Source organism: Streptococcus sp. HMSC073D05 (assembly GCF_001812015.1).
GTDB classification, from domain to species: domain Bacteria; phylum Bacillota; class Bacilli; order Lactobacillales; family Streptococcaceae; genus Streptococcus; species Streptococcus parasanguinis_D.
In genome coordinates this window covers 82,892-93,356 of the sequence record NZ_KV807487.1, presented here as the reverse complement: position 1 = coordinate 93,356, position 10,465 = coordinate 82,892, and the positions used below count along the sequence as shown (strand labels likewise).

Sequence of the window (10,465 nt, the reverse complement as noted above, 5' to 3'; positions counted from 1 at the left end):
TGGTTTGTAGACATAAGTCCCGTTATCACTTTTGCCACCACATGCCACCAATAGGACTGCTGCAAAAACAGCTACTACAGCCAAAAGAATACGTTTTATATTTTTCATAAACAATCTCCTAATGTATTTTATAATCAGATTTTACCACTATTTTAATACCGATTTAAGATGTTTTAAAGAAGAAAAAGAGCAGGTTTTGTATTGACCCCAAAAAGTTAGACAATTAATTTATCAAAGGATTTAGTTCTGTATTGCACAGGACTGAGTCCTTTTAGTTTTACCTTAATTCGTTTGTTGTTGTAATAATCAATATAGTCTACAATAGCTTGCTCCAATTGCTCAAGTGAGTGAAATGTCTTCTCATAACCGTAAAACATCTCAGACTTAAGAATGCCAAAGAAGGACTCCATCATGCCATTATCTGGGCTGTTTCCTTTACGTGACATGGACGGTTGGATTCCTTTATCCTCTAAAAAATGATGATAATACTGATGTTGATACTGCCATCCTTGGTCACTATGGAGAATAGTATTTGTGTAATGATCCTCACTGAAGGCCTGGTCTAACATAGATTTCACTTGTTCTAAATTTGGTGAAGTCGAAAGATTATAGGCGATAATTTCGCTATTAAAGCCATCTAAAACCGGCGATAAATAGAGTTTTTGACTGCTTGCTGGAATGGTAAATTCTGTCACATCTGTGTAGCACTTTTCCATTGGTTTGGATGCTTCAAATTGGCGTTGAATAAGGTTGGCTGCTTTCTTTCCAATCTCTCCTTGGTATGAAGAATACTTCCGTTTACGACGAATTCGAGCACTTAAACCAAGGACCTTCATCAGGCGTTGAACTCTTTTGTGATTGACCACATAACCACGATTTCTCAATTCAAGAGTCATTCGGCGAAAGCCATAATTTCCTTTGTGCTCAGTAAAAATAGATTGAATTTCAGCTTTAAGATCTTTATCTTTGTCAAACCTATCCAGTTGCTTCAACTGATAGTAGTAAGTTGAGCGAGGTAAACGAGCCGCTTCAAGAAGTAAATCTAGTCGAAATCCTCCTGAAGCCATTTCTCTAATTGTCTCTGCCTTTCTAGTTGTAAGGCTTCGTCCCTGACTTCTAGCTCTTTTAACTTTTTTAAGTAAGCCACCTCGGTACGTAAGCGTTCATTCTCTTCTTGGAGCCGCTCTAGTTCTGTCATTTCTTCCCAAGTTTTCTTACGTTTACGTCCCATTTTAGGTACTCTCCCTCTTGTTTTCTCAACAATAGTATACCCGTTTTTCTTGTATTGTGCCATCCAATTTGGAAGCATACCACGATTTGGGAGAGCATATTCGAGAGAAACTCTATCTTGAGACCAGTTTTCATGTAGAACTTTATCAATCATTTCTTGTTTTAATTCAGGAGAGTAGTAACGATTTTTTCCTTTTTTGACGAACTCTATTCCATAACAATCAATCAATTTAATCATGTACCTAAGATTAGAATTGTTTATCCCAAATTTATTTGAAAGTTGCTCTAAGCTATATCCTTGTTTTCTAAGTTCATAGATCTGAACTTTATCTTTATAAGTCAATTTCATAATAAAAACACCCCAAAAGTTAGATTTTTTCTGTCTAACTTTTGGGGTGCAGTTCATTTCCCTGCTCTTTTAAATAATTATTTTGTACTTGTACGTTTGAATTTAGCGTTTTTCAACATTGTTACTACTGAAGAATCTTCCGAGTCCTTAACATTTGATGTATCAAATGTTAAAACATCTCCAGATACCTTGTATTTAATCTTTTCATCACTACCTTCTTTGGAGGTGAAAGTTTTTTCTTTTTGGTTAACTTTGAGATCATATGATTGTTCATTCTTTTGACCTAAGGCTTCAGCCTTGACATTGAGAGTTCCTTTTGATTCTTTGATCTTAATAGAAATTTCAAATTTAACAGAGTCTTCAATAGACTCAAATTGACTACTAGAGATGCCTTGCTCCTCAAGAAGTTTCTTAAGTTCAGTTTTTGATGGTTTGTAGACATAAGTCCCGTTATCACTTTTGGCACCACAAGCCACCAAGAGAACTGCTGCAAAAACAGCTACAAAAGCCAAAAGAATACGTTTAAAGTTTTTCATAACTTCTCCTTTTTAGTTAGATTAACCCTATTATATCAACAATTCAGACACACGGCAATGAAATATTACAAATGTAATACTCTTGTAATATTTTTATCAACTAATATGTAACGATAAAAATGCAGGATCCGTAACTACCTTCGCTAAATTATTTAACTTTTTTAAACTTAGCCATTTTTATATAGTTTACAAAAATATCAGAACTACTCGAGTTTGATTCTTTCACATCCATAAAGGTTAGCATATGATTAGAAATTTTATACGTCATCTTTGTCCCACTGTGGTCATTCTTCATTACAAATATTTTGTGTTTTTGGTCAACCTTAAAATCATAGGATTGATTGGTATTTTGAACATTTGATTTTATTTGAACCTTCATAACGCCTTCTTTATCCTTAATGATAATCGAAACCCTAAATTTATAATCATCTGTAATGATATAAGCAAGTTGACTTGGTAGCATCTCCCTCACTTCTTCTGTTGTGGGTTCGAATACATAAGTCCCATTATCACCTTTTGCCCCACAAGCTACAAGGAAGATTGCTGCAAAAACTGCTATAAAAGCCAAAAGAAACTGTTTAAAATTTTTCATACCTACTCCTTATTTCATAGAATATCCTTATTATAGCAACAATCTTGTCGTATCTCAATGAAATATTTGATGATACAGGGCTTGTAAAAGTCACGAAAGAAAGAATGCACAAAAAAACCGAGGCCTAAACCTCGGTTTTTATTTTTATTGGAAACTCTATTATTTAAGAGTAACTGAAGCTCCAGCTTCTTCCAATTTAGCTTTGATTTCTTCAGCTTCAGCTGTAGCAACACCTTCTTTGATAACGCCAGGTGCACCATCAACAAGTTCTTTAGCTTCTTTAAGACCAAGACCAGTGATTTCACGTACAACTTTGATAACGCCGACTTTCTTGTCGCCTGCAGATGTCAATTCGATATCGAATGAATCTTTAGCAGCACCTGCGTCAGCAGCACCAGCTGCAGCAACAGCTACAGGAGCAGCTGCAGTTACACCAAATTCTTCTTCGATAGCTTTTACAAGGTCGTTCAATTCAAGGATTGAAGCTTCTTTAATTTCAGCAATAATGTTTTCAATGTTCAATGCCATTGTTATTTCCTCCAAATAAGTTTTTAATTTTAAATTTTTATTTTTTGTAGCTAGGCTACGCTGCGTAGCTTAAGATTAAGCTGCGTCTTCTTTGTTGTCTGCAACCGCTTTGACTGCAAGAGCAACGTTGCGCACTGGCGCTTGAAGTACAGAAAGGAGCATAGAAAGAAGTCCTTCGCGGTTTGGAAGAGTTGCAAGTGCAAGAATCTCTTCTTTAGATGCGACAGCGCCTTCGATTGCACCACCTTTGATTTCAAGTGCTTCAGCGTCTTTTGCAAAATCATTCAAGATTTTCGCAGGTGCGATAACATCTTCGTTAGAAAATGCTACTGCAGAAGGTCCAACGAATACAGATGCAAGATCTTCAAGACCAGCTTTTTCAGCTGCACGACGCAAGATTGAGTTTTTGATAACTTTAAACTCAACTTCGCTTCCGCGAAGGTTGCGACGGAGAACTGTATCTTGCTCAACTGTCAAACCGCGAGAATCTACAACGACGATAGATGCAGCAGCTTTCATTTTTTCAGCTACTACGTCAACAAGTTCCGCTTTTTTAGCAATAATTGCTTCACTCATTAGTGTGTTCACCTCCGTAATTATTTTGCTTGGGGAATTTTTCCAAAAGAAAAACGCGCCCAAACCTAGACACGAAAGTACAATACGCTTCTTTTAATTGATACGTTTTGTCCTCGGTAGGATTTTTATGAGTCGAGCTCCCCTACTGTCTTAGGCAGTTTTTTCAAACCGTAAACTAGTCTATCACATTTTAAAAAAGAATGCAAGTACTTTTTCAAACTTTTTTTATATTTTTTAATCGTTGTAGAGACTCTTGATGTTATTCAACCAAGCATAGGCTAGTCCCATGAGGACTCCTCCTCCTACCCAGTTGGCAAAGAAGGTGACACCATAGTGACGTAATATATTTAAAAATTCAAAATGTGGCAATTGGCTAGAAACTGGATTAAAGCTTAATAATGAGAAGGAAGCAAAATTAGCCGCCAAGTGTTCATTGGTCATAAAGACAAACATATAAATAGCAGAGAGAGCTAAGAGCACCTTCGCTGTTTCATCTTTGAAATATAAATAAGAAAGGATAGCAATATTTACAAAGATATTGGCAATAACCCCTTCAAAGAATACCACTTGATTGCTTCGTTGGAGTTTATTTTCTGCTACCGTAGCCAGGAATCCTTTTGGATCAATATGAGCAAAGGCTGTTGTTTGATTGAACAGAAAAGCTACGATCAAAGCACCAATTAAATTAAAGAAGGTACAATAAAGAAGAATCTCCAATGCTTTCTTCCAATGGATCTTCTTTAGATAGGTTCCCGCTGTCAAATACATCATATTTGAGGTGGTTAATTCCGCATTTAAGAATAAGAGGTAAACCAAGCCCCAGGCAAAGATGAATGGAAATAGAAAACGACCCGATCCAGGTACAAAGGTATTTAATAAGTCAGCTGCAACAGCTCCGACCGCAGTACTTAAAGTGAGAAATCCACCAGCAAAAATAGAACGGACTGCATAGCGCGTTTTAGATTTCTGATAGAGATCTTCCTTCTTATTACACGCCGCTCCAACTTTTTGAATAAAATTAGATTCAGACATAATATTCTCCTTATATAATGTTTGTGAATAAAATCATTATAACATAGAGAGAAAAGAATGAAAAGGTTTTCAGGAAGAATTCTTAAATTTACAACATATACGTTTTAAATCATATAGCAAGACATAATAAAAAACAGGCAGATGCCTGTCTTAGTTTTAATAATTTAAACGGTTCGCCCAAGCGATATCCAAATTCAAGATTTCTTGTGAAGTGAACTGTTGGCGATATGGATTGTATACGGAACCTGTAATACCACCTTGAACATTTGGTGAATCGTATTGAGTTAAATTATAGGTTTCAATGATGTTATTAAGTTTTGCATAGTAGCTTGTGTCTGTCGCATAAACACCTGTCAAAGCTGCAGTTGCATCTTGGTAACTAGAGGTGTTGCTCTTCCAAGCACCTGCAAAATGTCCTTGTTTCAATACAGCTACGTAATCTTGCAATGATTCGTAGTAAGATGGGTAAGAACGAAAAGCATCATTAATTATATACGCATTTCCTGCACCGTCATCTTCCCAAGTTTGCATCACTGCGGATTGACCAGCATAACTTCCTTTAATACCGAAAAGGTTGTAATGTGGATAAGAAGACAAGCCAGACTGACCTGAACCACTTTCAAGGATGGCTTGTGCGATCATAACGGAAGCATAAAGGTCATTCTCTTGACCGAGCTGACGAGCTGACTCACCAATTTGTGAGATGAAAGCTTCAGTAGGGTCTGAATAAGCTTGGTAAGTTCCATCATTAGCACCAACTGATGTGACGTGTTCGCTCATAGCAGCAGCAAATGTCCCCACTGCTAATACAGAAACGAACAAACCAAATAATTTCGCTTTATTCCGTATTTTCTTTTTCATAATATAATTTATCTCCAATTAATTTTTTATCATCTTTTATCTTTATAGAGATTATACCATATAAATAGAAGATAACAAAGGCACTTATATTACACTTGTATTACAATTGCGAGATAAATCCAAAACAAAAATGACATTTTCATGTCATTTCAATTTATTTCGTAAAACGCATTTTCTAAAATAGCATCCCATGACTTCTCTAGTCCTTCCCTGGTTACAGAAGAAAAGACAATAAAGGTGTCAGCAGGATCAAAATCTAGTTTTTTCTTGATGATCGATTCGTGTTTGTTCCATTTTCCACGCGGAATCTTATCTGCCTTGGTAGCAACTAAGATCACAGGAATCTCATAATATTTTAAGAACTCATACATCTGGACATCATCTGCTGAAGGTTCGTGACGAAAATCGACTAGGCTAACGACTGCTTTTAAGTTCTCACGGCTGGTGAGGTATTCTTCAATCATCCGTCCCCACTTCTCGCGTTCTTTTTTAGAGACACGTGCATAGCCATAACCAGGTACGTCTACCAAGCGGAGTTTATCATCAATATTGAAGAAATTGAGCAATTGAGTTTTTCCTGGTTTGCCAGATGTTCTGGCCAGGTTTTTTCGATTTAAGAGAGTATTAATAAAAGAAGACTTGCCGACATTGGATCGACCGGCAAGTGCAACTTCTGGAATTTCATCTTGAGGATAATGACTCTTATTTGCAGCGCTTAAGAGGATATCCGCATTATGTGTGTTAATTTCCATATTTTATCTTTCTAGGCTGTTTCGAGAATTGGTTTTTCAGTTCCATCTACAGCTTCTTTTGTAATTCGAACAAGTTTGACATCTTCTTGACTTGGAATTTCAAACATGACATCCATCATCGTTTCTTCGATAATGGAGCGAAGTCCACGAGCTCCTGTTTTTCTTTCGATAGCTTTATTGGCAATCTCTTGAAGGGCTTCATCATCAAATTCCAATTCAACGTTATCATAAGAGAGCAAGGTTTGGTATTGTTTTACCAAGGCATTGCGTGGCTCTTTGAGAATACGGACAAGATCGTCAACTGTCAATTGCTCAAGAGCAGCAAAGACTGGAAGACGTCCGATCAATTCTGGGATAATCCCGAATTTTTGAATATCTTCTGCAACGATTTCTTGCATGTAAGAGCTTGATTCATCAATGGCTTTATTGTTTTTACCAAAACCGATGACTTTTTCACCAAGACGTTGTTTGACAATTTCTTCGATCCCGTCAAAAGCCCCACCTACGATGAAGAGAATATTCTTGGTATCCACTTGGATCATCTCTTGTTGTGGGTGTTTGCGTCCACCTTGAGGTGGGACACTAGCGACGGTTCCTTCGATGATCTTCAAGAGAGCTTGTTGCACTCCTTCACCAGAAACGTCACGAGTGATAGAGACATTTTCACTTTTCTTAGCGATCTTATCAATTTCATCTACATAGATGATGCCTCGTTCTGCACGCTCGATGTTAAAATCAGCTGCTTGAAGAAGTTTCAAGAGAATATTTTCAACGTCTTCTCCTACATAACCAGCTTCTGTCAAGGCTGTTGCATCTGCAATGGCAAATGGGACATTCAAGCTACGTGCTAAGGTTTGGGCCAAAAAAGTCTTACCTGAACCAGTAGGGCCAATCATGAGGATGTTTGATTTTTGCAATTCAACATCTGTCTCGTCTTCGCGCGTATCGTGGAAGTTGATGCGTTTGTAGTGGTTGTATACCGCTACAGCAAGAGCACGTTTAGCCCGATCTTGACCGATGACGTAGTGGTTCAAGATATGGAGCAATTCGATTGGTTTTGGAACTTCACTAAGGTCAGCAAGTACTTCTTCAGCAAGCTCCTCGCGGATGATTTCTTGAGCTAACTCTACACATTCATTACAGATAAACGCATTGTTTCCTGCAATGATTTTTTGGACTTCATCTTGACTCTTTCCGCAAAATGAGCAATAAACCATCATATCATTGTTTTGATTCGTTGGCATGTATTTCCTCTTTCTGTCATTTTCTGTTTCTATTTAGTTTAAAATAAGGTCATGTAAAAGGCGTGAATGGAATTCACAAGATTGGTAAAAGCATTTAGTAAGAATAATATAGCGAGGCCAAACCGTTTTTTACGAAAGGTTTGTAAGGCGCAAATCAAACAGATGACACATAGGACAGCTGTAAAAAAACCAAAGACACTTCGCTCCATTAGTCTAAATCCTTTCTCTTATAATAGTTGACCGTAAAATCATATGAGTTCTTCTCATCTTTCGGATGATGGACTTGACGGACTCTTTCATAGCGGTTCTCTTCAAATGTTGGTGCCAATGTATCGCCCTCAATCTTTGCATGAATCATGGTCTGGATCAATTCCTCTAACTGGTCAGAGAAGAGCTTTAAAATCTGACTGCCACCGATAATGTAAAGATTCTTCTCTTGGTTCTGGTACCACTCCAAGACTTCTTCCTTGCTGTGCATGACGAGTACAGCATCATTTTCAGGATCATAGGCTTGATCTTGCGTTAAGATAATACTAGTCCGACCTGGTAGAATCCGTTTTTTCATACCATCAAAGGTCACTCTTCCCATGAGAATCGCTTGTCCCATGGTTGTTTCTTTGAAATGCTGAAGCTCAGCTGGCAGATGCCAAGGCATCACTTGGTCCTTTCCGATAATGCCATTTTCAGTTTGAGCCCAGATACCAATTATCTTTTTCATTCTCTCATCCTTTACACTGATACTTCTATTTTATCAAATTTTCTTATAAAAGACTGATTTCAACTATCTAGTTTGGAGGATATTTTTTAAAATACAAACAGAAAAAACCGCGAGATTTTCGCGGTTTTTCTTAGCCACAAGTTAGCTTAGTCTTCTTTTTTGCGTTTTGCAAATCCGAATAATGAGAGACCTGCTAAAGCGCTAAAGATTGCAAGACCAGCAGTAGAAGATTCTTTTGTTCCTGTGTTTGGAAGTTGTGCAGTAGGATTTTGTGGATCGATATACTTCACTTCTTCTTTCGTTTCTGGAACGACAGGAATAGTTGGTTCTTCTGGTTTTGGTTGTGAAGTAGGTTGCGGCTGTGGCTCTGGTGTCGGAGTTGGATCCGGCATTGGAGTTGGTGTCACAGTCTTCTTGTAGATATGTTGAGTGTTTCCATCTTTATCTACAACAGTCTTCACGAAGTCATAACCTGGGATATCTTTCTTCGGTTGTTCCCCATCTTCTGTTGGGTTACCTGGGATTGGGTCCCCATTTTCGTCTACATATGAAGTCGTCACTTTTTCATAGACGTGTTCAGTATCACCATTAGGCAATTTCTTGGTTTCCACAAAGCGGTAACCTGGAATTTCAGCTTTTGGCTCTTCTCCATCAACTGTAAGATATCCTGGGATTTCCTTACCTTCTTTATCAACAAATTTAGTGATTGGAAGAACAGTTGGTGTGTAAGTTGCAGAAGCTTTTGTTCCGTTCACATCTTCACGAACCACTGTCACTGCTGGTGCAGTTCCTGTAAATTCAGGTTCTGGTGTGAAGGTTACAGTTCCGTCTGCTACCACTGTGTAAGTACCAACTCCTGGAATAGTCTTAGTTGTTGAACCATCGTCAAATGTAGCTGGAACATCATCATTCATTGGAACACGGCTATCGCCTTCCTTGAATGCTGGTTTACCAGATTGTTCTTTACCTTTTGGTCCAATAGTTGTAGCTGGTTCTGCTGTTGGTATTACCGGAGTTACAGTTGGTGTGTACTTAGCTGTAACTGGTGTACCGTTCTTGTCAACACGTTTAACAGTCACGCCTGTTCCTGTTCCTGTGAATGATTTTTCTGGTACAAATGTAACTGTTCCATCTGGAGCCACTGTGTAGGTTCCTTCGCCTGGAATTACCTTAGTTGTTGAACCATCTTCAAAGGTTGCAGGTGTATCATCATCCATTGGTACATCTGGGTTACCCGGTGTGAATATTGGTTTGCCTGTTTGTGTTTTACCTTGGATATCTGTAGATGTTGCAGGTTCAGCAGTTGGTACGACCGGTGTAATCTTAGGTGTGTAGGTTGTTTCTACAGCTGTTCCGTTAGCGTCTTTAGCTTGAACCTTAACTGGAACGACTTCACCTGAGTAAGATTTATCAGTTGGTGTGAAGGTCACAACACCTGTTTCTTTATCAACAGTGAAGGTACCGATCACATCACCTGATGGTGATTTCGCTTCTACTGATGCTGCTGGCTGACCATTTTCGTCAAGAAGAGTAATGGTATCCTTGTCGATTGGTGCAACTGGGTCACCTTCAGTGAAGGTTACAGTTCCAGTTTGAACCACACCTTGAGGTGCTTCTGATTCAGCAGGAGTTGCTGTTGGTGTTACTGGTGTCACAGTTGGTGTGTACTTAGCTGTAACTGGAGTACCGTTCTTATCGACACGTTTCACAGTTACGCCTGTACCTGTTCCTGTGAATGATTTTTCTGGTACGAAGGTTACGGTTCCGTCTGGAGCAACTGTGTAAGTTCCTTCACCTGGAATGGTCTTCGTAGTTGAACCATCTTCAAAGGTTGCAGGTGTATCATCATCCATTGGTACATCTGGGTTACCTGGTGTGAATGTTGGTTTGCCTGTTTGTGTCTTACCTTGGATGTCTGTAGATGTTGCTGGCTCAGCAGTTGGTGTTACTGGTGTTGCAGTTGGTGTGTAAGTTGCAGTAACTGGTGTACCGTTCTTATCAACACGTTTCACTGTTACGCCTGTACCTGTTCCTGTGAATGATTTTT

At 38.5% G+C, this 10,465-nt stretch carries 11 protein-coding genes and 1 other annotated feature; all 11 genes read right to left on the bottom strand.

The window, feature by feature from the left end:
• Positions 1 to 215 precede the first annotated feature (215 nt).
• Positions 216 to 1,579, bottom strand: a protein-coding gene (locus HMPREF2832_RS09790) for an IS3 family transposase (protein WP_148131347.1) whose coding sequence is annotated in 2 segments (ribosomal slippage) — positions 216 to 1,138 and positions 1,138 to 1,579 — 1,365 coding nt in all. Because the reading frame shifts where the segments join, the coding sequence is not laid out codon by codon here.
• A 77-nt stretch (positions 1,580 to 1,656) separates the two neighbouring features.
• Positions 1,657 to 2,115, bottom strand: a complete 459-nt coding sequence (locus HMPREF2832_RS03125) for a hypothetical protein (protein WP_049495679.1) — start codon at positions 2,113 to 2,115, stop codon at positions 1,657 to 1,659.
• A 148-nt stretch (positions 2,116 to 2,263) separates the two neighbouring features.
• Positions 2,264 to 2,707 carry a hypothetical protein gene (locus HMPREF2832_RS03120; RefSeq protein ID WP_049495677.1) on the bottom strand — a complete coding sequence of 148 codons (444 nt, stop codon included), beginning with the start codon at positions 2,705 to 2,707 and terminating at the stop codon, positions 2,264 to 2,266.
• Positions 2,708 to 2,866: 159 nt separating this feature from the next.
• Entirely contained in the window at positions 2,867 to 3,235 is a 369-nt protein-coding gene (gene rplL, locus HMPREF2832_RS03115) for a 50S ribosomal protein L7/L12 (protein ID WP_003016256.1), read from the bottom strand.
• Between the two features lie 75 nt (positions 3,236 to 3,310).
• Positions 3,311 to 3,811, bottom strand: coding sequence for a 50S ribosomal protein L10 (rplJ, locus tag HMPREF2832_RS03110; protein ID WP_003001722.1), 501 nt, complete (start codon positions 3,809 to 3,811; stop codon positions 3,311 to 3,313).
• A 38-nt stretch (positions 3,812 to 3,849) separates the two neighbouring features.
• Positions 3,850 to 3,984: a sequence feature (ribosomal protein L10 leader region), on the bottom strand.
• Between the two features lie 61 nt (positions 3,985 to 4,045).
• The gene (locus HMPREF2832_RS03105; RefSeq protein WP_024055609.1) at positions 4,046 to 4,843 is read right to left on the bottom strand and encodes a formate/nitrite transporter family protein; all 798 of its coding nucleotides are present in this window, start codon (positions 4,841 to 4,843) and stop codon (positions 4,046 to 4,048) included.
• 156 nt (positions 4,844 to 4,999) lie between these two features.
• Positions 5,000 to 5,704 (bottom strand): glucosaminidase domain-containing protein, encoded by a 705-nt coding sequence (locus HMPREF2832_RS03100; RefSeq protein WP_049496201.1) that lies wholly within the window; start codon positions 5,702 to 5,704, stop codon positions 5,000 to 5,002.
• A 149-nt stretch (positions 5,705 to 5,853) separates the two neighbouring features.
• Positions 5,854 to 6,456 carry a ribosome biogenesis GTP-binding protein YihA/YsxC gene (gene yihA, locus HMPREF2832_RS03095; protein ID WP_003016353.1) on the bottom strand — a complete coding sequence of 201 codons (603 nt, stop codon included), beginning with the start codon at positions 6,454 to 6,456 and terminating at the stop codon, positions 5,854 to 5,856.
• 11 nt (positions 6,457 to 6,467) lie between these two features.
• On the bottom strand, positions 6,468 to 7,700 hold the full coding sequence (gene clpX, locus HMPREF2832_RS03090; protein ID WP_049496205.1) for an ATP-dependent Clp protease ATP-binding subunit ClpX: 1,233 nt from the start codon (positions 7,698 to 7,700) through the stop codon (positions 6,468 to 6,470).
• 208 nt (positions 7,701 to 7,908) lie between these two features.
• Positions 7,909 to 8,418: a dihydrofolate reductase gene (locus tag HMPREF2832_RS03085; RefSeq protein WP_049496209.1), complete on the bottom strand. Its 510-nt coding sequence runs from the start codon at positions 8,416 to 8,418 to the stop codon at positions 7,909 to 7,911.
• A gap of 146 nt (positions 8,419 to 8,564) precedes the next feature.
• Positions 8,565 to 10,465 (bottom strand): LPXTG cell wall anchor domain-containing protein (locus HMPREF2832_RS03080; protein WP_148131346.1); only part of this gene is annotated, 1,901 nt, incomplete at its 5' end.

Bases quoted from the DNA above. Each gene is read 5' to 3' on its own strand.
- HMPREF2832_RS03125 (WP_049495679.1), bottom strand. From the start codon at position 2,115: ATGAAAAACTTTAAACGTATTCTTTTGGCTTTTGTAGCTGTTTTTGCA.
- HMPREF2832_RS03120 (WP_049495677.1), bottom strand. From the start codon at position 2,707: ATGAAAAATTTTAAACAGTTTCTTTTGGCTTTTATAGCAGTTTTTGCA.
- rplL (WP_003016256.1), bottom strand. From the start codon at position 3,235: ATGGCATTGAACATTGAAAACATTATTGCTGAAATTAAAGAAGCTTCA.
- rplJ (WP_003001722.1), bottom strand. From the start codon at position 3,811: ATGAGTGAAGCAATTATTGCTAAAAAAGCGGAACTTGTTGACGTAGTA.
- HMPREF2832_RS03105 (WP_024055609.1), bottom strand. From the start codon at position 4,843: ATGTCTGAATCTAATTTTATTCAAAAAGTTGGAGCGGCGTGTAATAAG.
- HMPREF2832_RS03100 (WP_049496201.1), bottom strand. From the start codon at position 5,704: ATGAAAAAGAAAATACGGAATAAAGCGAAATTATTTGGTTTGTTCGTT.
- yihA (WP_003016353.1), bottom strand. From the start codon at position 6,456: ATGGAAATTAACACACATAATGCGGATATCCTCTTAAGCGCTGCAAAT.
- clpX (WP_049496205.1), bottom strand. From the start codon at position 7,700: ATGCCAACGAATCAAAACAATGATATGATGGTTTATTGCTCATTTTGC.
- HMPREF2832_RS03085 (WP_049496209.1), bottom strand. From the start codon at position 8,418: ATGAAAAAGATAATTGGTATCTGGGCTCAAACTGAAAATGGCATTATC.